The 23358-nt window shown below is 71.7% G+C and carries 20 protein-coding genes; 19 read left to right on the top strand and 1 reads right to left on the bottom strand.

Annotated features, from left to right (window positions below; genetic code table 11):
- Window positions 1-55 precede the first annotated feature (55 nt).
- The 16 genes from pyrR to ACODT5_RS24420 all read left to right on the top strand — a co-directional run bounded on the left by pyrR (window position 56) and on the right by ACODT5_RS24420 (window position 18897).
- Window positions 56-664: a bifunctional pyr operon transcriptional regulator/uracil phosphoribosyltransferase PyrR gene (gene pyrR / locus ACODT5_RS24495; protein WP_422521431.1), complete on the top strand. Its 609-nt coding sequence runs from the start codon at window positions 56-58 to the stop codon at window positions 662-664.
- Between the two features lie 149 nt (window positions 665-813).
- A complete protein-coding gene (locus ACODT5_RS24490) occupies window positions 814-1803 on the top strand; it encodes an aspartate carbamoyltransferase catalytic subunit (protein ID WP_422521430.1) in 990 nt (329 codons plus the stop codon).
- Window positions 1804-1805: 2 nt separating this feature from the next.
- A complete protein-coding gene (locus ACODT5_RS24485) occupies window positions 1806-3092 on the top strand; it encodes a dihydroorotase (protein WP_243334332.1) in 1287 nt (428 codons plus the stop codon).
- The gene (locus tag ACODT5_RS24480) at window positions 3089-3673 is read left to right on the top strand and encodes a PH-like domain-containing protein (RefSeq protein ID WP_422521429.1); all 585 of its coding nucleotides are present in this window, start codon (window positions 3089-3091) and stop codon (window positions 3671-3673) included. The genes ACODT5_RS24485 and ACODT5_RS24480 overlap by 4 nt, the downstream gene beginning before the upstream one ends.
- On the top strand, window positions 3670-4833 hold the full coding sequence (carA, locus tag ACODT5_RS24475) for a glutamine-hydrolyzing carbamoyl-phosphate synthase small subunit (protein ID WP_422521428.1): 1164 nt from the start codon (window positions 3670-3672) through the stop codon (window positions 4831-4833). The genes ACODT5_RS24480 and carA overlap by 4 nt, the downstream gene beginning before the upstream one ends.
- Entirely contained in the window at window positions 4826-8134 is a 3309-nt protein-coding gene (gene carB / locus ACODT5_RS24470; protein ID WP_422521427.1) for a carbamoyl-phosphate synthase large subunit, read from the top strand. The genes carA and carB overlap by 8 nt, the downstream gene beginning before the upstream one ends.
- 79 nt (window positions 8135-8213) lie before the next feature.
- A complete protein-coding gene (locus ACODT5_RS24465; RefSeq protein ID WP_422521426.1) occupies window positions 8214-9323 on the top strand; it encodes a quinone-dependent dihydroorotate dehydrogenase in 1110 nt (369 codons plus the stop codon).
- Window positions 9320-10168 carry an orotidine-5'-phosphate decarboxylase gene (gene pyrF, locus ACODT5_RS24460; RefSeq protein ID WP_422521425.1) on the top strand — a complete coding sequence of 283 codons (849 nt, stop codon included), beginning with the start codon at window positions 9320-9322 and terminating at the stop codon, window positions 10166-10168. Before ACODT5_RS24465 ends, pyrF begins: the two co-directional genes overlap by 4 nt.
- A 388-nt stretch (window positions 10169-10556) precedes the next feature.
- The gene (locus tag ACODT5_RS24455) at window positions 10557-11417 is read left to right on the top strand and encodes a dihydroorotate dehydrogenase electron transfer subunit (RefSeq protein ID WP_422521424.1); all 861 of its coding nucleotides are present in this window, start codon (window positions 10557-10559) and stop codon (window positions 11415-11417) included.
- Complete coding sequence (locus tag ACODT5_RS24450; protein WP_422521423.1) at window positions 11414-12379, top strand: dihydroorotate dehydrogenase; 966 nt, start codon at window positions 11414-11416, stop codon at window positions 12377-12379. Before ACODT5_RS24455 ends, ACODT5_RS24450 begins: the two co-directional genes overlap by 4 nt.
- Before the next feature lie 245 nt (window positions 12380-12624).
- Complete coding sequence (gene mihF, locus ACODT5_RS24445) at window positions 12625-12948, top strand: integration host factor, actinobacterial type (protein WP_422521422.1); 324 nt, start codon at window positions 12625-12627, stop codon at window positions 12946-12948.
- 61 nt (window positions 12949-13009) lie between these two features.
- A complete protein-coding gene (gene gmk / locus ACODT5_RS24440) occupies window positions 13010-13573 on the top strand; it encodes a guanylate kinase (protein WP_327251766.1) in 564 nt (187 codons plus the stop codon).
- A 79-nt stretch (window positions 13574-13652) separates the two neighbouring features.
- Complete coding sequence (rpoZ, locus tag ACODT5_RS24435; protein ID WP_266910431.1) at window positions 13653-13925, top strand: DNA-directed RNA polymerase subunit omega; 273 nt, start codon at window positions 13653-13655, stop codon at window positions 13923-13925.
- Between the two features lie 98 nt (window positions 13926-14023).
- On the top strand, window positions 14024-15253 hold the full coding sequence (gene coaBC / locus ACODT5_RS24430; RefSeq protein ID WP_422521421.1) for a bifunctional phosphopantothenoylcysteine decarboxylase/phosphopantothenate--cysteine ligase CoaBC: 1230 nt from the start codon (window positions 14024-14026) through the stop codon (window positions 15251-15253).
- A gap of 195 nt (window positions 15254-15448) precedes the next feature.
- Window positions 15449-16657 carry a methionine adenosyltransferase gene (gene metK, locus ACODT5_RS24425; RefSeq protein ID WP_422521420.1) on the top strand — a complete coding sequence of 403 codons (1209 nt, stop codon included), beginning with the start codon at window positions 15449-15451 and terminating at the stop codon, window positions 16655-16657.
- 113 nt (window positions 16658-16770) lie between these two features.
- Entirely contained in the window at window positions 16771-18897 is a 2127-nt protein-coding gene (locus ACODT5_RS24420) for a primosomal protein N' (RefSeq protein WP_422521419.1), read from the top strand.
- Window positions 18898-19249: 352 nt separating this feature from the next.
- Here the strand turns inward: ACODT5_RS24420 and ACODT5_RS24415 are convergent, their stop codons facing one another.
- On the bottom strand, window positions 19250-19771 hold the full coding sequence (locus ACODT5_RS24415; RefSeq protein ID WP_422521418.1) for a hypothetical protein: 522 nt from the start codon (window positions 19769-19771) through the stop codon (window positions 19250-19252).
- Window positions 19772-20032: 261 nt separating this feature from the next.
- Here ACODT5_RS24415 and fmt point away from each other — a divergent pair, with 261 nt between their 5' ends.
- The 3 genes from fmt (at window position 20033) to rpe (ending at window position 23322) form a co-directional block, all read left to right on the top strand.
- Window positions 20033-20980 carry a methionyl-tRNA formyltransferase gene (gene fmt / locus ACODT5_RS24410; protein ID WP_422521417.1) on the top strand — a complete coding sequence of 316 codons (948 nt, stop codon included), beginning with the start codon at window positions 20033-20035 and terminating at the stop codon, window positions 20978-20980.
- A gap of 67 nt (window positions 20981-21047) precedes the next feature.
- The gene (locus ACODT5_RS24405; RefSeq protein ID WP_422521416.1) at window positions 21048-22502 is read left to right on the top strand and encodes an RsmB/NOP family class I SAM-dependent RNA methyltransferase; all 1455 of its coding nucleotides are present in this window, start codon (window positions 21048-21050) and stop codon (window positions 22500-22502) included.
- Window positions 22503-22635: 133 nt separating this feature from the next.
- Complete coding sequence (gene rpe, locus ACODT5_RS24400; RefSeq protein ID WP_422521415.1) at window positions 22636-23322, top strand: ribulose-phosphate 3-epimerase; 687 nt, start codon at window positions 22636-22638, stop codon at window positions 23320-23322.
- Window positions 23323-23358 lie beyond the last annotated feature (36 nt).

Below are 23358 nucleotides of genomic sequence, written 5' to 3'. Positions count from 1 at the left end.
TAGATCCGACGTCCTTTAAGGTCCGTCCCGTGAGGCGGAGAAGGAGGTCCTTTTCATGGACACTCAGCACGATCAGCAGGACCCGCGGGATCAGAAAACAGCTGCCGACGCCATGCGCCCCGTTCTCGAAGCGCAGGACATCGCCCGCGTCCTGACCCGTATCGCCCACGAAATCGTCGAACGCGCCAAGGGCGCCGATGATGTGGTGCTCCTCGGCATTCCCACCCGCGGCGTCTTCCTCGCCCGCCGGCTGGCCGCCAAGCTCGAAGAGATCACCGGTGCGAAGATCCCGGTCGGCTCCCTCGACATCACCATGTACCGCGACGATCTGCGGATGAAGCCCGCCAGGGCGATCGGCCGCACCGAGATTCCCGGCGACGACATCGACGGCCGCCTGGTCGTCCTCGTCGACGACGTTCTCTTCTCCGGCCGCACCATCCGCGCCGCCCTCGACGCCCTCGGCGACCTCGGCCGCCCCCGCGCGGTGCAGCTCGCGGTCCTCGTCGACCGCGGCCACCGCGAACTGCCGATCCGCGCCGACTACGTCGGCAAGAACCTCCCCACGTCGCTGCGGGAGAACGTCCAGGTCCAGGTCCAGGAGGAGGACGGCCGCGACGCCGTGCTGCTCGGCCAGCGGACCGACCGGGCAGCCGTCGGGCAGTAGTCCCCACCGGCGGCCGGACTCCTCGGGGTCCGCGCCGGAGCCTGCCCTGCCCGCACCCCCGGCCGGCCCGTCTGCCCTCCCACGGCTCTGACCTCACCACGGCTTTGACTCACCACGGCTTTGACCTCAACGACTTACGGAGCACCCGGATGAAGCGCCACCTCATCTCGGCCGCCGATCTCACGCGCGACGATGCCGTCCTGATCCTCGACACCGCCGAGGAGATGGCCCGCGTCGCGGACCGGCCGATCAAGAAGCTGCCCACCCTGCGCGGCCGCACGATCTGCAACCTCTTCTTCGAGGACTCGACCCGGACCCGGATCTCCTTCGAGGCCGCCGAGAAGCGCCTTTCCGCCGATGTCATCAACTTCGCGGCCAAGGGCTCCAGCGTCTCCAAGGGCGAGTCCCTCAAGGACACCGCCCAGACCCTCGAGGCCATGGGCGTGGACGCGGTCGTCATCCGCCACCACGCCTCCGGCGCCCCCTACCGCCTCGCCACCTCCGGCTGGATCGACGCCCCGGTGATCAACGCCGGCGACGGCACCCACGAGCACCCCACCCAGGCCCTGCTCGACGCCTTCACCATGCGCCGCCGCCTCGTCGGCAAGGACGTGGGGCTCGGCAAGGACCTGAACGGACGCCGGATCACCATCGTCGGCGACGTCCTGCACAGCCGGGTCGCCCGCTCCAACGTCCAGCTGCTCCACACCCTCGGAGCCCAGGTCACCCTGGTGGCCCCGCCCACCCTGGTGCCCGTCGGCGTCGAGGCCTGGCCGTGCGAGATCTCGTACAGCCTGGACGAGGTGCTGCCGAAGTCCGACGCCGTCATGATGCTGCGCGTGCAGCGCGAGCGGATGAACGCCGCCTTCTTCCCCACCGAGCGCGAGTACTCCCGCCGCTACGGCCTGGACGGGGCCAGGATGGCCCGCATGCCCGAGCACGCCATCGTGATGCACCCCGGCCCGATGGTCCGCGGCATGGAGATCACCGCCGAGGTCGCCGACTCCGACCGCTGCACGGTCATCGAGCAGGTCACCAACGGCGTCTCGATCCGCATGGCCGTCCTGTACCTGCTGCTCGGAGGCTCCGAGCCCGCCGTCACCACCACCAGCACGCCCCGCACCGAGGAGAGCAAGTAAAGATGAGCAAGATCCTTATCCGTGGCGCGAAGGTACTCGGTGGCGACGTCCAGGACGTCCTGATCGACGGCGAGACCATCGCCGCCGTCGGCACCGGCCTCGACGCCGGCGACGCGACCGTCATCGAAGCCGCGGGCCAGGTCCTCCTCCCCGGCCTCGTCGACCTCCACACCCACCTGCGCGAGCCCGGCCGCGAGGACTCCGAGACCGTCCTCACCGGCACCCGCGCCGCCGCCTCCGGCGGCTACACCGCCGTCTTCGCCATGGCCAACACCTTCCCCGTCGCCGACACCGCCGGCGTCGTCGAGCAGGTGTGGCGCCTGGGCAAGGAGTCCGGCTACTGCGACGTCCAGCCCATCGGCGCCGTCACCGTCGGCCTGGAGGGCAAGCAGCTCTCCGAGCTGGGCGCCATGCACGAGTCCGCCGCCCGCGTCACCGTCTTCTCCGACGACGGCAAGTGCGTGGACGACGCGGTCATCATGCGCCGCGCCCTGGAGTACGTGAAGGCCTTCGGCGGCGTCGTCGCCCAGCACGCCCAGGAGCCCCGCCTCACCGAGGGCGCCCAGATGAACGAGGGCATCGTCTCCGCCGAGCTCGGCCTCGGCGGCTGGCCGGCCGTCGCCGAGGAATCGGTCATCGCCCGCGACGTCCTGCTCGCCGAGCACGTCGGCTCCCGCGTCCACATCTGCCACCTCTCCACCGCCGGCTCCGTCGAGATCATCCGCTGGGCCAAGTCCCGCGGCATCGACGTCACCGCCGAGGTCACCCCGCACCACCTGCTCCTCACCGACGAGCTCGTGCGCTCGTACAACCCGGTCTACAAGGTCAACCCGCCGCTTCGCACCGAAGCCGACGTGCTGGCCCTGCGCGAGGCGCTCGCCGACGGCACGATCGACATCGTCGCCACCGACCACGCCCCGCACCCGCACGAGGACAAGGACTGCGAGTGGGCCGCAGCCGCCATGGGCATGGTGGGCCTGGAGACCGCGCTCTCCGTCGTCCAGCAGACGATGGTGGAGACCGGACTGCTCGACTGGGCGGGCGTCGCCGAGCGCATGTCCTTCGCCCCGGCGCGCATCGGCAGCCTTCCGAACCACGGACGCCCCGTCTCGGCAGGTGAACCCGCGAACCTGACCTTGGTCGATACCTCGTACCGTGGTGTCGTGGACCCCGCACACTTCGCCTCCCGCAGCCGCAACACGCCTTACGAGGGCCGTGAGCTGCCGGGGCGCGTCACTCACACCTTCCTGCGGGGCCGGGCAACGGTCGTGGACGGGACGCTGGCGTGACACCTGCAGTAATCCAACTGGCCGCCGAGGCCGCCGAGCGACAGTCGGCGGAGGTGACGGACTGGGGCGCCCGCATCGCGTGGGTGATCGGTCTGCTCGTCTTCATCGCCTTCGTGTACTGGCTCATGCGGCAGGGCTGGAAATGGCGCGGCACCCTGCAGAGCGATCTGCCGGAGCTGCCCGCCGCCCCCGGCGGTCTCCCCGAGCACCGGCTGGCCCTGACCGGCCGGTACCACGGGTCCACCACCGCCGGGCAGTGGCTCGACCGGATCGTCGCCCACGGACTGGGCGTCCGCAGCCGGGTCGAGCTCACGCTCACCGACGCGGGCCTCGACGTGGTCCGTCCGGGTGCCACCGACTTCTACGTACCGGCCGCGCAGCTGCGCGGCGCCCGCCTCGACAAGGGAATCGCGGGCAAGGTACTCACCGAGGGCGGTCTCCTCGTCGTCACATGGGCGCACGGCGACAGGCTGATCGACTCCGGATTCCGCTCCGACCGCGCGGCGGAACACGCCGCATGGGTCGAAGCGATCAACGACATGAACCACTCAATCACCACGACGGAAGGCGCCGAACGATGACGACCTCCACCAGGGGAGCAGCCAAAGCTCCCGCCGTACTCGTCCTGGAGGACGGTCGGATCTTCCGCGGCCGCGCCTACGGCGCTGTGGGGGAGACCTTCGGCGAGGCCGTGTTCTCCACCGGCATGACCGGCTACCAGGAGACCCTCACCGACCCGTCGTACCACCGGCAGGTCGTCGTGATGACCGCCCCGCACGTGGGCAACACCGGCGTCAACGACGAGGACCCCGAGTCCTCCCGGATCTGGGTCGCCGGGTACGTCGTACGCGACCCCGCCCGCGTCCCCTCCAACTGGCGCTCCGTGCGCTCGCTGGACGAGGAGCTCGTCAAGCAGGGCGTCGTCGGGATCTCCGGCATCGACACCCGCGCCCTGACCCGCCACCTGCGCGAGCGCGGCGCCATGCGCGTCGGCATCTTCTCGGGCGAGGCCTGGGAGGGCGTGCGCGACGCGGCGCTGCTGGCCAAGGTGCAGGCCGCCCCGCAGATGAAGGGCGCCGACCTCTCCGCCGAGGTCTCCACCAAGGAGACGTACGTCGTCCCCGCGATCGGTGAGAAGAAGTTCACCGTCGCCGCCGTGGACCTCGGCATCAAGGGCATGACCCCGCACCGGATGGCCGAGCGCGGCATCGAGGTGCACGTGCTCCCCGCCACCGCCACGGCCGAGGACATCTACGCGGTCAACCCCGACGGCGTGTTCTTCTCCAACGGCCCGGGCGACCCGGCCACCGCCGACCACGCGGTCTCCGTCATGCAGGGCGTCCTCGCCCGCAAGACCCCGCTCTTCGGCATCTGCTTCGGCAACCAGATCCTGGGCCGCGCGCTCGGCTTCGGCACGTACAAGCTGAAGTACGGCCACCGCGGCATCAACCAGCCGGTGCAGGACCGCACCACCGGCAAGGTCGAGATCACCGCGCACAACCACGGCTTCGCCGTGGACGCGCCCCTCGACAAGGTGTCCGAGACCCCCTACGGCCGCGCCGAGGTCTCCCACGTCTGCCTGAACGACAACGTCGTGGAAGGCCTCCAGCTGCTCGACCAGCCGGCCTTCTCCGTCCAGTACCACCCCGAGGCGGCCGCCGGCCCGCACGACGCCGCGTACCTCTTCGACCGTTTCACGTCTTTGATGGCTACCGCCCTGATGGAGGCCGAGCGTGCCTAAGCGCACCGATATCCAGTCCGTCCTGGTCATCGGCTCCGGCCCGATCGTCATCGGCCAGGCCGCCGAGTTCGACTACTCCGGGACCCAGGCCTGCCGCATCCTCAAGGCCGAGGGCCTGCGGGTGATCCTGGTGAACTCCAACCCCGCCACGATCATGACCGACCCGGAGATCGCCGACGCCACGTACGTCGAGCCGATCACCCCCGAGTTCGTCGAGAAGATCATCGCGAAGGAGCGCCCGGACGCGCTGCTCCCGACCCTCGGCGGCCAGACCGCGCTGAACACCGCCATCTCCATGCACGAGCAGGGTGTGCTGCAGAAGTACGGCGTCGAGCTCATCGGCGCCAACGTCGAGGCGATCAACAAGGGCGAGGACCGCGACCTCTTCAAGGGCGTCGTCGAAGCCGTCCGCGCCAAGATCGGCTACGGCGAGTCCGCCCGCTCGGTCATCTGCCACACGATGGACGACATCATCCAGGGCGTCGACACCCTCGGCGGCTACCCCGTCGTCGTGCGCCCCTCCTTCACCATGGGCGGCGCCGGCTCCGGCTTCGCCCACAACGAGGAAGAGCTGCGCCGCATCGCCGGCCAGGGCCTCATGCTCTCCCCGACCACCGAGGTGCTCCTGGAGGAGTCCATCCTCGGCTGGAAGGAGTACGAGCTGGAGCTGATGCGCGACACCAAGGACAACGTCGTCGTCGTCTGCTCCATCGAGAACTTCGACCCGATGGGCGTCCACACCGGCGACTCCATCACCGTCGCCCCGGCGATGACGCTCACCGACCGCGAGTACCAGCGGCTGCGCGACATCGGCATCGCGATCATCCGCGAGGTCGGCGTCGACACCGGCGGCTGCAACATCCAGTTCGCGATCGACCCGGTCGACGGCCGCGTCATCGTCATCGAGATGAACCCGCGCGTCTCGCGCTCCTCGGCGCTCGCGTCGAAGGCCACCGGCTTCCCGATCGCCAAGATCGCCGCCAAGCTGGCCATCGGCTACACGCTCGACGAGGTCCCCAACGACATCACCGAGAAGACGCCGGCCTCCTTCGAGCCGTCCCTCGACTACGTCGTCGTCAAGGCCCCGCGCTTCGCCTTCGAGAAGTTCCCGCTGGCCGACGCCACCCTCACCACCACCATGAAGTCGGTGGGCGAGGCCATGGCCATCGGCCGCAACTTCACCGAGGCCCTGCAGAAGGCCCTGCGCTCGCTGGAGAAGAAGGGCTCGCAGTTCACCTTCGTCGGCCCCCCCGGCGACAAGGAAGAGCTCCTCGCCACCGCGGTCCGCCCCACCGACGGCCGCATCAACACCGTCATGCAGGCCATCCGCGCCGGCGCCACCCAGGAAGAGGTCTTCGAGTACACGAAGATCGACCCCTGGTTCGTCGACCAGCTCTTCCTCATCAAGGAGATCGCGGACGAGCTGGCCGCCGCCGACAAGCTCCACCCCGAGCTGCTCGCGGAGGCCAAGCGCCACGGCTTCTCCGACTTCCAGATCGCCGAGATCCGCGGCCTGCGCGAGGACGTCGTCCGCGAGGTCCGCCACGCGCTCGGCGTCCGCCCGGTCTACAAGACGGTCGACACCTGCGCCGCCGAGTTCGCCGCGAAGACCCCGTACTTCTACTCGTCCTACGACGAGGAGTCCGAGGTCGCCCCGCGCGAGAAGCCCGCGGTCATCATCCTGGGCTCCGGCCCGAACCGCATCGGCCAGGGCATCGAGTTCGACTACTCCTGCGTCCACGCCTCCTTCGCCCTCAGCGACGCCGGCTACGAGACCGTGATGGTCAACTGCAACCCGGAGACCGTCTCCACCGACTACGACACCTCCGACCGCCTGTACTTCGAGCCGCTCACGCTCGAAGACGTGCTGGAGATCGTCCACGCCGAGTCGCTCGCCGGCCCGATCGCGGGCGTCATCGTGCAGCTCGGCGGCCAGACCCCGCTGGGTCTCGCCCAGGCGCTCAAGGACAACGGCGTCCCGATCGTCGGCACCCCGCCGGAGGCCATCCACGCCGCCGAGGACCGCGGCGCCTTCGGCCAGGTCCTCGCCGAGGCCGGCCTGCCGGCCCCCAAGCACGGCACCGCCACCACCTTCAAGGGCGCCAAGGCCATCGCCGACGAGATCGGCTACCCCGTCCTCGTACGCCCCTCGTACGTGCTCGGCGGCCGCGGCATGGAGATCGTCTACGACGAGGACCGGCTGTCCTCCTACATCGCCGAGTCCACCGAGATCTCGCCGACCCGCCCCGTGCTGGTCGACCGGTTCCTCGACGACGCGATCGAGATCGACGTCGACGCCCTCTACGACGGCACCGAGCTCTACCTCGGCGGCGTCATGGAGCACATCGAGGAAGCCGGCATCCACTCCGGCGACTCGGCCTGCGCCCTGCCCCCGATCACCCTCGGCGGCTACGACATCAAGCGCCTGCGCGCCTCCACCGAGGCCATCGCCAAGGGCGTCGGCGTCCGCGGCCTGATCAACATCCAGTTCGCGATGGCGGGTGACATCCTCTACGTCCTGGAGGCCAACCCGCGCGCCTCCCGGACCGTCCCCTTCACCTCGAAGGCGACCGCCGTACCGCTCGCGAAGGCCGCCGCCCGCATCTCGCTCGGCACCACCATCGCCGAGCTCCGCGAAGAGGGCATGCTCCCGAAGACCGGCGACGGCGGCACCCTGCCGCTCGACGCGCCGATCTCCGTCAAGGAGGCCGTCATGCCGTGGTCGCGCTTCCGCGACATCCACGGCCGCGGCGTCGACACCGTGCTGGGCCCGGAGATGCGCTCCACCGGCGAGGTCATGGGCATCGACTCCGTCTTCGGCACGGCGTACGCCAAGTCGCAGGCCGGCGCCTACGGCCCGCTGCCCACCAAGGGCCGCGCCTTCATCTCCGTCGCCAACCGCGACAAGCGCACGATGATCTTCCCGGCGCGCGAGCTCGTCGCCCACGGCTTCGAGCTGATGGCCACCTCCGGCACCGCCGAGGTCCTGCGCCGCAACGGCATCAACGCCACCGTCGTGCGCAAGCTCAGCGAGGGCGAGGGCCCGGACGGCGAGAAGACCATCGTCCAGCTCATCCACGACGGCCAGGTCGACCTGATCGTCAACACCCCGTACGGCACCGGCGGCCGCCTCGACGGCTACGAGATCCGTACGGCCGCAGTGGCGCGCGGAGTCCCGTGCCTGACCACGGTCCAGGCGCTCGCCGCGGCCGTCCAGGGCATCGACGCGCTCAACCGCGGCGACGTGGGCGTCCGCTCGCTCCAGGAGCACGCGCAGCGGCTCACGGCGGCCCGCGACTAGCAGCCCGTACGAAAGGGGGGCACCGGCGACAGCGACCGGTGTCCCCCCTTTCATGAGTGCCAAAGGGATATTTCGGACGATGTACAAACTGTTCTTCAACCTGGTCTTCAAGCGGATGGACCCGGAGCAGGCCCACTACACGGCCTTCCGCTGGATCCGCCTCGCCGCCCGCACCCCGGTCCTGCGCACCTTCGTCGCCTCCTACCTGGCCCCCCGGTACGCGGCCCTGCGCACCGAGGCCCTCGGACTGCGGATGCACGGCCCCTTCGGGCTCGCGGCCGGCTTCGACAAGAACGCCGTCGCCATCGACGGCATGTCGATGCTCGGCTTCGACCACATCGAGATCGGCACCGTCACCGCCGAGCCGCAGCCCGGCAACCCGAAGAAGCGCCTGTTCCGGCTGGTTCCGGACCGCGCGCTGATCAACCGCATGGGCTTCAACAACGAGGGCTCCGCGGCCGTCGCCGAGCGCCTGGCCGCCCGTAACCCCGTCTTCAAGACGGTCGTCGGCGTCAACATCGGCAAGACCAAGGTCGTCCCCGAGGAGGAGGCCGTCGCCGACTACGTCGCCTCCACCGAGCGCCTCGCCCGGCACGCGGACTACCTCGTCGTCAACGTCTCCTCCCCGAACACCCCGGGCCTGCGCAACCTCCAGGCCACGGAGTCGCTGCGCCCCCTGCTGAGCGCCGTGCGCGAGGCGGCCGACCGCGTCGTGACCGACCGGCGGGTCCCGCTGCTCGTCAAGATCGCGCCGGACCTCGCGGACGAGGACGTGGACGCGGTCGCCGACCTGGCCCTGGAGCTGGGCCTGGACGGCATCATTGCGACGAACACGACGATCGCCCGCGAGGGCCTGGGCCTGAAGTCCGACCCCTCGCTGATCAAGGAGACCGGCGGCCTGTCCGGAGCCCCGGTCAAGGAGCGCTCCCTGGAGGTCCTGCGCCGCCTGTACGCCCGCGTGGGCGACCGGCTGGTCCTGGTCGGCGTCGGCGGCATCGAGAACGCCGAGGACGCCTGGCAGCGGATCCTGGCCGGCGCGAGCCTGGTCCAGGGCTACAGCGCCTTCATCTACGAGGGCCCCTGCTACGCCCGCGCCATCCACAAGGGCCTGGCCGCGCGCCTGGCCGCCAGCCCGTACGCGACGCTCGCCGAAGCGGTGGGCGCCGAAACCCGAAAGGCCGCGCTGTGACCTCTGCTCCTGTGATCCCCTTCGGTACGCGCCTGCGCGAGGCGATGGACGCCCGCGGGCCGCTCTGCGTGGGCATCGACCCGCACGCGGCCCTGCTGGCCTCCTGGGGCCTGAACGACGACGTCGCGGGCCTGGAGAAGTTCTCCCGCACGGTCGTCGAGGCGCTGGCCGACTCGGTCGCGGTCTTCAAGCCGCAGGCGGCGTTCTTCGAGCGGTTCGGCTCGCGCGGGATCGCGGTCCTGGAGCAGACGGTGGCCGACGCCCGCGCGGCGGGCACGCTCGTCCTCATGGACGCGAAGCGGGGTGACATCGGCTCGACGATGGCCGCGTACGCGGAGACCTTCCTGTCGCCTTCGTCGCCGCTGTTCTCCGACGCGCTGACGGTCTCGCCGTACCTCGGCTACGGCTCGCTGAAGCCGGCCGTCGACCTGGCGCGGGAGTCGGGGGCCGGCCTGTTCGTGCTGGCGCTGACCTCCAACCCCGAGGGTGCGGAGGTCCAGCGGGCGGTACGGTCGGACGGCCGCACGATCGGGGCGACGATGCTGGCGCACCTGGCGGCGGAGAACGCGGGGGCCTCCCCGATGGGCTCCTTCGGAGCGGTGGTCGGGGCGACGCTGGGGGACCTGTCCTCCTTCGACCTGGACATCAACGGGCCGCTGCTGGCCCCCGGCATCGGTGCGCAGGGCGCTACCGCGGCGGACCTGCCGGCGGTGTTCGGCGCGGCCGTCCGCAACGTCGTGCCGAACGTGTCGCGGGGCGTGCTGAAGCACGGGCCGGACGCGGCTGCGCTCCGCGCCTCCGCGCAGGCCTTCGCGGACGAGATCCGCGCCGCCGTCGCGGCGTAGCCCTGCGGGGCCGTCCCCGACCCACCCTTCCACCGTTCCCCGGGGCTCCACCCCAGACCCGTTGCCGGGTGCGGCGCCGTTCCCGGGGGCCAGCCCCCGGACCCCCGCTCCTCAAACGCCGGAGGGGCTGGATTTCCGCGCGGCGGGGCTGGATTGCCCGTAGGGCAATTCCAGCCCCGCCGGCGTTTGAGGTCTGGGGCGGAGCCCCAGGGGGTCCGGGCGCAGCCCGGGGAACGGGCGAAGGGCGGGTAGGGGAAATCCGCCCCGCGCAGCGGGCCAGGGCGTAGGGCCCGGAGGGTCGGGGCTTCGGACCGGTGCGGTGCGGGGTGGCCCCGGGCGATCATGGGGTGGGGGGTTACGGCCCCTACCCCCGGACGGAGCGCCCCGCGTGCCCCCAGTACAGACCGCCGCCACGATCCGGCAGATCACGCCCGTCGGGGCCTACCACCACCTCGTCCTCGACGCCCCGGGCGTCACCGGCGTGCGCCCCGGCCACTTCGGCGCCCTCGCCATCGGCGGCCGGGACACGAGCACACTGCTCCGCCGCGCCTTCTCCATCCACCGCGCCGACCCCGCCACCCGCACCGTCGAGTTCGTCTTCGCCGAGGCCGGCCGCGGGACCAGGGCACTGGCCGCGCACCGGCCCGGCGACACCGTCGACCTCATCGCTCCCCTCGGCACCCCCTTCCCGCTCCCCGACGGCCCGGTCGGCGCCGTCCTCGTCGCCGGCGGCTACGGCAGCGCCCCGATGTTCGCCCTCGCCGAGGAGATCCTCGGGCGCGGCGGCCGGGTCGCCTTCGTGCTCGGCGCGGCCACCGAGGACCGGCTGTTCGGAGTCGAGCGGGCCGAGGCGCTCGCCGAGCACGTGTACGTGGTCACCGACGACGGTTCGGCCGGACGGCGGGGCCGGGTGACCGACGTGCTCCCCGAGGCCATCACGGTGGCCGGCGCCACCGAGGTCCACTCCTGCGGCCCGATGGGCATGCTCAAGGCCGTCACGGAGATCGCCACGGCCGCCGGAGCCGCCAGCCACACCGCAGTCGAAGAAGCCATGGCCTGCGGCATCGGGATCTGCATGAGCTGCGTCCTGCCCGTCACCAGCCCCGACGGGGTCACCCGTTTCCTTCGCTCCTGCACATCCGGACCCGTTTTCGACGGCACCACCGTCCGCTGGGACGACGCCGGAACCCTGCCCGAGGACCTCGAAGGCGCGGCCGCCATGACCCCGAAGGCGAGCGACGACCGGTGAATGCCCTGAGCCCCGAAGACGTCGACATGTCCGCGCCCCTCGGCGCCAGCCTCACCCTCCCCAACCCCGTCTCCACCGCCTCCGGCTGCGCCGGCTACGGCCGCGAGCTGCACCGGTTCACCCCCCTGGACGAGCTCGGCACCATCACCACCAAGACCGTGATGCCCTACGTCCGCTCCGGCCGGGCCACTCCCCGGATGGCCGAGACCCCCAGCGGGATGCTGAACTCCATCGGGCTCCAGGGCTCCGGCATCGACCGCTTCGTCGAGCACGAGCTGCCCTGGCTGGCCGAGCGCGGGGCACGGGTCCTCGTATCGGTCGCGGGGGAGCGTACGGAGGAGTTCGCCGAGGCGGCCGCCCGGATGACCGGGCAGCCCGGCGTGGTCGGCATCGAGGCCAACATCTCCTGTCCCAACGTCGCGAACCGCGGCCTCGTCTTCGCCTGCGACGCCGACGCCTCCTTCGAGGTGGTCAAGGCGGTCAAGGCGGCGGCCGACCCCGCACTGCCCGTCTACGCCAAGCTGACCCCCGACGTGACGCGGATCACCGACATCGCGGCCGCCTGTACGGAGGCGGGCGCCGACGGGCTCTCGATGATCAACACCGTCCTCGGGATGACCATCGACACCGACACCCTGCGCCCGGCCCTCGCCGGGGTCACCGGGGGCCTCTCCGGCCCGGCGATCCGGCCCGTCGCCGTCCGCTGTGTCTTCCAGGTCCACGGCGCGATGCTGGCCGGCGCCGTCCGGCGGGTTCCCATCCTCGGGATGGGCGGGATCGCCTCCGGCCGGGACGCGCTCGAATTCGTCCTCGCCGGTGCTTCGGGCGTGGCGGTGGGCACCGCCCTGTTCAACGATCCGTCCGCACCCCTGCGGATCCGCGACGACCTGCGCGCGGCACTCGCCGTACGCGGGATCGGGGCGTTCGAGGACGCCGTCGGGCTGGCTCATCGCACTCGCTGACGAGATTCGAACGTCTTTCACCGGACAAATCCGGGGTGGTTTGTCCGTGATGTACGGTTCAGTGGAGGCTGACCAGGACTTTTCGTCCGTTCTCGCTGACTGGAGCGGTCATGGCCGCTAGTCTCCGAGCAGAGTGAACGAGCAGCGATCGAGCACCACCGCTGTTCGGGCGCTCGCCTGGTGTGATGCCTTCCGGCATTTCACTGGTCCGTATCCGACAGTTCGACATCCGAGGTGACGTAGGCGTGGCTCTTCCGCCCCTTACCCCTGAACAGCGCGCAGCAGCGCTCGAAAAGGCCGCCGCGGCTCGCCGGGAGCGGGCCGAGGTGAAGAATCGACTCAAGCACTCCGGCGCAACCCTGCACGACGTCATCAAGCTGGGGCAGGAGAACGACGTCATCGGCAAGATGAAGGTTTCCGCTCTCCTGGAGTCCCTGCCTGGCGTCGGCAAGGTGCGCGCCAAGCAGCTCATGGAGCGCCTCGGCATCTCCGAGTCCCGGCGTGTCCGAGGTCTCGGTTCCAACCAGATCGCCTCTCTGGAGCGCGAGTTCGGCGGCAGCGCCGCCTAAGGCGTCGTCCGAAGTTCTCCCGGCGTTCTCAGGCAGTCCCGAGAAGCTGGATAATCGCTCTATGGCAGCAGAGGTTCGTCCGCGGCTGACCGTGCTCTCCGGCCCTTCGGGGGTCGGCAAGAGCACGGTCGTCGCGCATATGCGCAAGGTTCACCCCGAGGTATGGCTCTCGGTGTCGGCCACCACCCGCAAGCCGCGGCCCGGTGAGCGACACGGAGTCCACTACTTCTTCGTCAACGACGACGAGTTCGACAAGCTGATCGCCAATGGCGAGCTGCTGGAGTGGGCCGAGTTCGCGGGCAACCGCTACGGCACACCGCGCGGCGCAGTGCTGGAACGCCTGGAGAACGGCGAGCCGGTCCTGCTGGAGATCGACCTCCAGGGCGCACGGCTCGTGCGCGAGTCCATGTCCGAGGCACAGCTGGTCTTCCTGGCTCCTCCGAGCTGGGACGAACTGGTCCGCCGGCTCACCGGCCGGGGCACCGAATCCGCGGAGGTCGTCGAGCGCAGGCTCGGCGCCGCCAAGATCGAACTGGCTGCCGAATCCGAGTTCGACACCACCCTGGTCAACACCTCGGTCGAGGACGTGGCGCGCGAGCTGCTAACGTTGATGAATGTCGTCTGATCGTTGACCGGTGTTCAACCGGTCCGGGCGGTCCGGATCCGACACTTCTAGGTCTTACCCCATCTTCGGAAGGTAGAGCGTGTCCTCTTCCATTACTGCGCCCGAGGGCATCATCAACCCGCCGATCGACGAGCTGCTCGAGGCCACGGACTCGAAGTACAGCCTCGTGATCTACGCGGCCAAGCGCGCGCGTCAGATCAACGCGTACTACTCGCAGCTCGGTGAGGGCCTGCTCGAGTACGTCGGCCCGCTGGTGGACACCCACGTCCACGAGAAGCCGCTTTCGATCGCGCTGCGCGAGATCAACGCGGGTCTGCTGACCTCCGAGGCCATCGAGGCCCCGCCTCAGTAAGGCACGATTTTCCTTTCACCACAGGCCCGGCAGAACATCTGCCGGGCCTGTGGTGTGTCATAGAGGTGTCGTCGCAGTCAGCCGAAGGGGCGTGTGTGGTGGGTAAGCCGAAGGTCGTGCTCGGAGTCAGTGGCGGGATCGCCGCTTACAAGGCGTGCGAGCTGCTGCGCCGGCTGACCGAGTCCGGGCACGACGTGCGCGTGGTGCCGACGGCGGCGTCGCTGAACTTCGTCGGGGAGGCCACCTGGGCCGCCCTCTCCGGGAACCCGGCCTCCACCGAGGTCTGGGAGAGCGTCCACGAGGTGCCGCACGTACGCATCGGGCAGGGCGCCGACCTCGTCGTCGTCGCCCCGGCCACCGCCGACATGCTGGCCAAGGCCGCCCACGGGCTGGCCGACGACCTGCTCACCAACACCCTGCTCACCGCGCGTTGCCCGGTGGTGTTCGCACCCGCGATGCACACCGAGATGTGGGAGCACCCGGCGACCCGGGAGAACGTGGCCACCCTGCGCCGGCGCGGCGCCGTGGTCATCGAGCCGGCCGTCGGCCGGCTCACCGGCAAGGACACGGGCAAGGGGCGGCTGCCCGACCCCGAGGAGATCTTCGAGGTGTGCGCCAGCGTCTTGAGGAGGCGAAGCCTCGCGCCCGGGGCGGCCGAGCCCGATCTCGCCGGGCGGCACGTGGTGATCAGCGCGGGCGGTACGCGCGAACCGCTGGACCCGGTCCGCTTCCTCGGCAACCGCTCCTCCGGCAAGCAGGGCTACGCCCTCGCCCGTACCGCGGTCGCCCGCGGGGCCCGGGTCACCCTGGTCTCCGCCAACACCGCGCTCGCCGACCCGGCCGGGGTGGACCTCGTACGGGTGGGGACGGCCCTGCAGCTGCGCGAGGCCGTGCTCAAGGCCGCCGCGGACGCCGACGCGGTGGTGATGGCCGCGGCCGTGGCCGACTTCCGGCCCGCCGAGTACGCGGGCGGGAAGATCAAGAAGAAGGACGGGCAGGACCCCGCACCGGTCGCCCTCGTACGGAATCCGGACATTCTCGCGGAGATTTCCGCCGACCGTGCCCGGGAGGGCCAGGTCGTGGTGGGTTTCGCCGCCGAGACCGACGACGTACTCGCCAACGGGCGGAGCAAGCTCCTCCGCAAGGGGTGTGACCTTCTCGTCGTCAACGAGGTGGGTGAGGCGAAGACCTTTGGTTCCGAGGAGAACGAGGCGGTCATCCTGTCCTCCGACGGAAGCGAGCTCGCCGTCCCCTACGGTCCTAAGGAATCGCTGGCAGACGTGATTTGGGATCAGGTCGCCCCGCGACTCGCGGCGCGACGCGCCTGAGCGGAGGCCCTTTCCGCAGGCTGATCCTTGGGTAAGAATGGAGTGTCGCAGGTCACACGGCTCCCATAGGGCGAGACGGGTGGTCCGGCGAACGGTGGCGACCGATAAACTGCAGCCGGAACGTGATCGGGCGCAGCCTCCGATGTGGTTCCACCAATATTTCAGCCAGCAGCCGCTGCAACCCCAGGGAGCGTTGTGTCCCGTCGTCTCTTCACCTCGGAGTCTGTGACCGAGGGTCACCCCGACAAGATCGCTGACCAGATCAGCGACACCATCCTCGACGCGCTCCTCACCGAGGACCCGACCTCGCGCGTCGCCGTGGAGACCCTCATCACCACCGGTCTCGTCCACATCGCGGGAGAGGTGACGACGAAGGCGTACGCGCCGATCGCGCAGCTCGTCCGCGACAAGATCCTCGAGATCGGCTACGACTCCTCGAAGAAGGGCTTCGACGGCGCCTCCTGTGGCGTGTCGGTGTCCATCGGCGCGCAGTCCCCGGACATCGCGCAGGGCGTCGACACCGCGTACGAGAAGCGGGTCGAGGGCGACGAGGACGAGCTCGACAAGCAGGGTGCCGGCGACCAGGGCCTGATGTTCGGGTACGCCTGCGACGAGACCCCCGAGCTCATGCCGCTCCCGATCCACATCGCGCACCGCCTGTCCAAGCGGCTGTCCGAGGTCCGCAAGAACGGGACCATCCCGTACCTGCGTCCCGACGGCAAGACCCAGGTCACCATCGAGTACGACGGCGACAAGGCCGTCCGCCTCGACACGGTCGTCGTGTCCTCGCAGCACGCGGCGGACATCGACCTGGATTCGCTGCTCGCCCCGGACATCCGCGAGTTCGTGGTCGAGCACGTGCTGGCCCAGCTCGTCGAGGACGGCATCAAGCTGGACACCGAGGGCTACCGCCTGCTGGTGAACCCGACCGGCCGCTTCGAGATCGGCGGCCCGATGGGCGACGCCGGCCTGACCGGCCGCAAGATCATCATCGACACCTACGGCGGCATGGCCCGTCACGGTGGCGGCGCCTTCTCGGGCAAGGACCCGTCCAAGGTCGACCGCTCCGCCGCGTACGCGATGCGCTGGGTCGCCAAGAACGTGGTCGCCGCCGGTCTCGCCTCGCGCTGCGAGGTCCAGGTCGCGTACGCCATCGGCAAGGCCGAGCCCGTCGGTCTGTTCGTGGAGACCTTCGGCACGCACAAGGTCGACGTCGAGAAGATCGAGAACGCCATCGGCCAGGTCTTCGACCTGCGCCCGGCCGCGATCATCCGCGACCTGGACCTGCTGCGCCCGATCTACGCCCAGACCGCCGCCTACGGCCACTTCGGCCGCGAGCTGCCGGACTTCACCTGGGAGCGCACCGACCGCGTGGACGCCCTGCGCACCGCTGTCGGCCTGTAGTACCCGCTAGTACCCGCCTGATCGACGGACGGCCCCGGACCCCAGCGGTCCGGGGCCGTCCGCGTGCGGCGCCCCGTCCGCCGTTGTCGGTGGGGTTTGGTAAGAATGCGGGTGTGAGCAGCACCAATGACGCGGGGGAGCGGAGCGGGCCGGGAGGTCCGCCGGAGCAGCTCGCGCTGATGCGGGAGATGGTCGCCGAGGCCAAGGCCAAGGCGCCCAAGGCCAAACCGAGGACCTGGCGCGGGGCCTCCGTGGCCGAGGAACTGCCCGTGGCCCGGGTCCTCGTGAACAAGGGCGTGCTCCACCTCGACCGGCTCTTCGACTACGCCGTCCCCGCCGAACTCTCCGAGTCCGCCCAGCCCGGCGTCCGCGTCCGGGTCCGCTTCGGCGCGGGCTCCCACCGGGTGCACGGCGGCCGTCGCGAGGGCGGCGGGCTCATCGACGGCTTCGTCATCGAGCGCCGTGCCGAATCCGACTACAACGGGGCCCTCGCGGCCCTCGCCCAGGTCGTCTCGCCCGAGGTCGTCCTCGGCCCCCGCATGCTCGCCCTCGCCCGCGCCGTCGCCGACCGGTACGCCGGCAGCCTCGCCGACGTGCTCCAGCTCGCGCTGCCCGCGCGCAGCGCCCGCGCCGAGTCCAAGCCGTCCCCCGAACCGCTGCCCCCGCCCGCCGCGCCCGAGCCCGCCGGCTGGGAGCGGTACGGAGCCGGGCCCGGCTTCTTGCGGGCCCTGGCGGGCGGCGGAACCCCGCGCGCCGTGTGGACGGCCCTGCCCGGCCCCGGCTGGGCCGACGAGCTGGCCCGCGCCATGGCCGCCACCCTCGCCTCCGGACGCGGCGCCCTCGCCGTGGTCCCCGACGGGCGCACCGCCGCCCGCGTCGACGCGGCGCTGACCGCCCTGCTCGGCGAGGGGCGGCACGCGCTGCTGACCGCCGAGTCCGGGCCGGAGAAGCGCTACCGCCAGTGGCTGGCCGTCAGCCGGGGCTCGGTGCGGGCCGTGGTCGGCACCCGGGCCGCGATGTTCGCTCCCGTACGGGACCTCGGGCTCGTCGCCGTCTGGGACGACGGGGACTCCAGCCACAGCGACGTCCACGCCCCCTTCCCGCACGTGCGGGAGGTGCTGGAACTGCGCGCGGTCACCGACGGCTGCGCCTTCCTGGTGGGCAGCACCAGCTGCACGGTCGAGGCCGCGCAGCTCGTCGAGTCCGGCTGGGCCCGCCCGCTGGTCGCCGACCGCGAGACCGTACGCACGTACGCGCCCCGGATCCGGACCGTCGGCGACGAGCTGCTGGCCCGGGACGGAGCGGCGCGGGCCGCGCGGCTGCCGAGCCTGGCGTGGGAGACCGTACGGGAGGGCCTGAAGGCCGGGCCCGTGCTCGTACAGGTGCCGCGGCGCGGCTACGTGCCCCGGCTGGCGTGCGAGCGGTGCCGGACACCGGCGCGGTGCACGGTCTGCGCGGGGCCGCTGGAGGCGCCCGACGCGCGGGACCTGCACTGCGGGTGGTGCGGGCGGGCCGAGCCGGCCTGGCACTGCGAGGAGTGCGGATCGTTCCGGCTGCGGGCCCAGGTGGTGGGCGCGCGGCGGACCGCCGAGGAGCTGGGGCGGGCCTTCCCGGCCGTGCCCGTACGGACCTCCGGGCGCGACCACATCCTGGACGAGGTGCCGGACCGGCCCGCGCTGGTGGTGTGCACGCCCGGCGCCGAGCCGGTCGCGGCGGGCGACGGGTACGCGGCGGCGCTGCTGCTGGACGGCTGGGCCATGCTGAGCCGGCCCGACCTGCGGGCGGGCGAGGACGCGCTGCGGCGGTGGATCGCGGCGGCCTCGCTGGTGCGCGGGGACGGGCAGGTCGTGGTCGTCGCCGAGCCGACGCTGCGGCCGGTCCAGGCGCTGGTGCGGTGGGATCCCGTCGGGCACGCGGTACGGGAGCTCGCGGAGCGGGCGCAGCTCGGGTTCCCGCCGGTCTCCCGGATGGCGGCGGTCGCCGCGGGCAGCGCGGAGATCGTCGAAGCCTTCCTGGCGGGGGCCGGGCTGCCGCCGGACGCGGAGGTGCTGGGGCCGGTGCCGGTTCCTGGGCGGCGGGGGGAGGCCTCGCCGGGGGAGCGGGCGCTCGTGCGGGTGCCGCCGGGGAGCGGGGCCGTGCTCGCTGCCGCGCTGAAGGCGGCGCAGGCCGCGCGGATGGCCCGGGGGGGCCCGTCGGAGGAGGCGGTCCGGATCCGGATCGATCCGTTGGACATCGGCTGAGGGTTCCGTACGCGGGGCCGGGTGTGCCCTGCGGGGCCGGAGTCCCCTACCCGCCCTTCCACCGTTCCCAGGGCTCCGCCCTGACCCGTCGGGCCCCGGGCTGCGCCCGAGGCCCTGGGGCTCCGCCCCGGACCCCGCGCCTCAAACGCCGGCGGGGCTGGGTGTATCCAGCCCGTCCGGCGTTTGAGGACCGGGTCCGGGCAGAGCCCGGGGAACGGTGGAAGGGCGGGTAGGGGACCCCACTCTGGCGCTTCCCGGTGCCGGGGACGACGGAGCCCCCGGCGGGGTGGCCTGGGGCCGGTTCGCCGGGGGCGGAGTCGTCGTCGGGGGTCGGCGTCCCGACGCCGATGGATCAGCCGGTGCGGGGGCCGGGGAAGGCGCCGGGGCGGGACGCGCCCGCCTCCTCGCGCACCGGCTGCGGCGGCACCGAGCGCGCCGCCGGGACGATGGGCAGGGGCCCCAGGGTCCGGGTCGTCGTGCCCTCGGCCAGCGGCTCGCGCTCGACGCTGCCGGGCTCGGCGCTCTGCGCCCGCCGGGCACCGTAGCGCCGGTGGACGGCCTGCTTGGTGACACCGAGCGCCGAGCCGACCGCGTCCCACGAGAAGCCGAGCGAGCGGTCGAAGTCCACAGCGGCGGTGACCAGCGTCTCGACGCTGTCCCGCAGCTCCTGCGCGAGGCGGACGGTGGGCGCGGGTGCCCGGCCATAGACGACGAAGCCCGTGGAGGGCCCTGAGCGGCGCGGGCGGTAGACGTTGCCGAGCTGGGCGGTGAGCGTACGCAGAGCATCCACCTGCCGGCGAACCCGCTCGATGTCCCGCACCAGGAGGTGCAGGCTGGCCCGTGCTTGGGCGTCGTGGGTGGCGTGGTCGGCCATGAAGAAGCCTCTCGAACCGGTGCTGAAGAGCGGATAGGGCCGCAGACACCGTTCTGTTTCGCGGCCCGTTTCGGTCAATCTCTCTTGACCAACGCGCTACCCGGTGGGCAGGTCACGCTGTGGGGGCGTGTCGGCATATGCGAGGAGCGCGCGTGTGTGCGTACGCCCCCTCGGGCGGGCAGCCCGCCGCAGGTGGGACCGCGGGCGGACAGACCATAGACTGATGTGCTGCTGACAGCCGAGATAGCGAGGTAGACCCCAGTGAAGCTCGTCTTCGCAGGCACCCCCGAGGTCGCCGTGCCCGCCCTGGACGCTCTGATCGCCTCCGGGCGCCACGAGGTCGCCGCCGTCGTCACCCGGCCCGACGCACCGGCGGGCCGGGGCCGTCGCCTCGTCGCCAGCCCCGTCGCCGAGCGCGCCGAGGAAGCCGGCATCGAGGTGCTCAAGCCCACCCGGCCGCGCGACCCGGAGTTCCAGGCCCGGTTGAGGGAGATCGGGCCCGACTGCTGTCCGGTGGTCGCGTACGGAGCCCTGATTCCCAAGGGCGCGTTGGACATTCCGAAGCACGGCTGGGTCAACCTGCACTTCTCGCTGCTCCCCGCGTGGCGCGGTGCCGCGCCCGTGCAGCAGTCGATCATGGCGGGGGACCAGGTCACCGGCGCCTCCACCTTCCGGATCGAGGAGGGGCTGGACACCGGCCCGGTCTTCGGGATCCTCACCGAGGAGATCCGGCCCACCGACACCAGCGGCGACCTGCTGACCCGGCTCGCCTTCGCCGGCTCCGGGCTGCTGGTCGCCACCTTGGACGGCATCGAGGACGGCACCCTGCGCGCCGTGGAGCAGCCCGCGGACGGGATCTCGCTCGCGCCGAAGATCACCGTCGAGGACGCCCGGGTCGACTGGAACGCCCCCGCGATGCGCGTCGACCGGCTGGTGCGCGGCTGCACGCCGGCGCCCGGCGCCTGGACGGTCTTCCGGGGGGAGCGCCTCAAGCTGGTCTCGGTCGGGCTGGTCGCGGACCGGACCGACCTGAAGCCGGGCGACCTGAGCGCCGCCAAGAACAACGTCCACGTCGGCACCGGCTCGCACGCCGTGGAACTGCTCTGGGTGCAGCCGCAGGGCAAGAAGCCGATGAAGGCCGCCGACTGGGCGCGCGGGGTGCGGATCGCTCCTGGCGAGAGCCTGGGTGGCGGAGCCGACGTAGGCTGATTTTCTGAGTTTCACCCGTTTGTTTTCGTTCCATCCCAGCGGTACGTAAATCCGGAGCACCTTTCACGTGAGCGAACAGCCCAAGAGCGGCGGCAAGCCGGCCAAGACGGCCAAGCCGTACCGCAGGCCCAAGAAGGACCCCGTCCGGATGCTGGCCTTCGAGGTGCTGCGGGCGGTGGACGAGCGTGACGCGTACGCGAACCTCGTGCTGCCGCCGCTGCTGAAGAAGGCCCGCAAGGACGAGACCTTCCAGGCGCGCGACGCGGCGCTGGCCACCGAGCTCGTGTACGGGACCCTGCGCCGCCAGGGCACGTACGACGCGGTCATCAGGGCCTGCATCGACCGGCCGCTGCGCGAGGTCGACCCGCCGGTGCTCGACGTGCTCTCGCTCGGCGCGCACCAGCTGCTCGGCACCCGGATCCCCACCCACGCGGCGGTGTCCGCGAGCGTGGAGCTGGCCCGGGTGGTGCTCGGCGACGGGCGGGCGAAGTTCGTCAACGCGGTGCTGCGGAAGATCTCCGCGCACGACCTGGAGGGGTGGCTGGAGAAGGTCGCCCCGCCGTACGAGGACGACGCCGAGGAGCACCTCGCGGTCTTCCACTCGCACCCGAGGTGGGTCGTCAGCGCCCTGTGGGACTCGCTGGGCGGCGGCCGAGCCGGGATCGAGGACCTGCTGGAGGCCGACAACGAGCGGCCCGAGGTCACGCTGGTGGCGCGGCCCGGCCGGTCCACGGCGCAGGAGCTGCTGGAAGCGGTGGGCGAGGACTCGGCGCTGCCCGGCCGCTGGTCCCCGTACGCGGTCAGGATGGCCGAGGGCGGCGAACCGGGCGCGCTGGAGGCGGTGCGCGACGGCCGCGCCGGTGTCCAGGACGAAGGCAGCCAGCTGGTGGCGATGGCCCTGGCGGCCGTCCCGGTCGAGGGCCGCGACGAACGCTGGCTGGACGGCTGCGCGGGCCCCGGCGGCAAGGCGGCGCTGCTCGCCGCTCTCGCCGCCCAGCGCGGGGCGTTCCTGCTGGCCTCCGAGAAGCAGCCCCACCGGGCCCGGCTGGTCGAGCGGGCGCTCGCCGGCAACCCCGGGCCGTACCAGGTCATCACGGCCGACGGAACGCGCCCGCCGTGGCTGCCGGGCTCCTTCGACCGCGTGCTGATGGACGTGCCCTGCTCCGGCCTGGGCGCCCTGCGCCGCCGCCCGGAGGCGCGCTGGCGCCGCCGGCCGGAGGACCTGGAGAGCTTCGCGCCGCTCCAGCGCGGGCTGCTGCGCGAGGCGCTGTCGGCCGTCCGGGTGGGCGGCGTCGTGGGCTACGCGACGTGCTCCCCGCACCTGGCGGAGACCCGGGTGGTCGTGGAGGACGTACTGAAGGGACGGGGCGCGGGCGCGGCGCCGATCGCGGCGGAACTGGTCGACGCGCGCCCGTACATGCAGGAGGTCCCGGCACTGGGCGACGGCCCGGACGTACAGCTGTGGCCGCACCTGCACGGGACGGACGCGATGTACCTGGCGCTGATCCGGAGGACCGGGTAGCGAGGGTGGGGGCGCCGGGGTCGGAGAGGCTCGGGCCGTCTCCAGGCGCCCCGATCCCGCCCCTTGCGCTCCGCTCACGCTCCACTTCCGGGGTAGTGGCCGGAAGGCGTTGGCGGCATGGCACGCTTGGGGCATGCCCGTTCAGATCAATCCCAGCATCTTGTCCGCCGACTTCGCCCGGCTCGCCGAGGAGGCGAAGGCTGTTCAGGGGGCCGACTGGCTGCATGTCGACGTCATGGACAATCACTTCGTCCCGAACCTCACGCTCGGCGTGCCGATCGTGGAGTCGCTCAGCCGGGCCACGGACATCCCGCTCGATCTGCACCTCATGATCGAGGACCCCGACCGCTGGGCGCCCCAGTACATCGAGGCCGGCGCCGGCTCCGTGACCTTCCACGCCGAGGCCGCCGCTGCGCCCGTGCGGCTCGCGCGGGAGATCCGGGCCAAGGGGGCGCGGGCGTCCATGGCGCTGAAGCCCGCGACGCCCATCGAGCAGTACGAGGACATCCTTCCTGAGCTCGACATGCTGCTGATCATGACCGTGGAGCCCGGCTTCGGCGGTCAGCCCTTTCTCGACATCATGCTGCCCAAGATCCGCCGTACCCGGGAGCTGATCTCCAAGCACGGTCTGGAGCTGTGGCTCCAGGTCGACGGAGGCGTCTCCGCCACGACCATCGAGCGGTGCGCGGAGGCCGGCGCGGACGTGTTCGTCGCGGGCAGCGCGGTCTACGGAGCGGTCGATCCGGCGGCAGCCGTACGCACGCTGCGTGACCAGGCGGGTGCGGCGATCGCCGCCGCGCCCTGGGCTTGCGACCACTGAACCAAGGCTTGGTGAACAGCTCGGTGAACGGGAGCT

The sequence above is a fragment of the Streptomyces tatrensis genome (genome assembly GCF_049310065.1).
GTDB lineage: Bacteria > Actinomycetota > Actinomycetes > Streptomycetales > Streptomycetaceae > Streptomyces.
The sequence above is the reverse complement of the archived record's forward strand: the minus strand, read 5'-3'. Positions and strand labels throughout refer to the sequence as shown.

Bases quoted from the DNA above. Each gene is read 5' to 3' on its own strand.
- ACODT5_RS24485 (WP_243334332.1), top strand. From the start codon at position 1,806: ATGAGCAAGATCCTTATCCGTGGCGCGAAGGTACTCGGTGGCGACGTC.
- carA (WP_422521428.1), top strand. From the start codon at position 3,670: ATGACGACCTCCACCAGGGGAGCAGCCAAAGCTCCCGCCGTACTCGTC.
- ACODT5_RS24465 (WP_422521426.1), top strand. From the start codon at position 8,214: ATGTACAAACTGTTCTTCAACCTGGTCTTCAAGCGGATGGACCCGGAG.
- pyrR (WP_422521431.1), top strand. From the start codon at position 56: ATGGACACTCAGCACGATCAGCAGGACCCGCGGGATCAGAAAACAGCT.
- ACODT5_RS24490 (WP_422521430.1), top strand. From the start codon at position 814: ATGAAGCGCCACCTCATCTCGGCCGCCGATCTCACGCGCGACGATGCC.
- gmk (WP_327251766.1), top strand. From the start codon at position 13,010: ATGGCAGCAGAGGTTCGTCCGCGGCTGACCGTGCTCTCCGGCCCTTCG.
- ACODT5_RS24415 (WP_422521418.1), bottom strand. From the start codon at position 19,771: ATGGCCGACCACGCCACCCACGACGCCCAAGCACGGGCCAGCCTGCAC.
- rpe (WP_422521415.1), top strand. From the start codon at position 22,636: ATGCCCGTTCAGATCAATCCCAGCATCTTGTCCGCCGACTTCGCCCGG.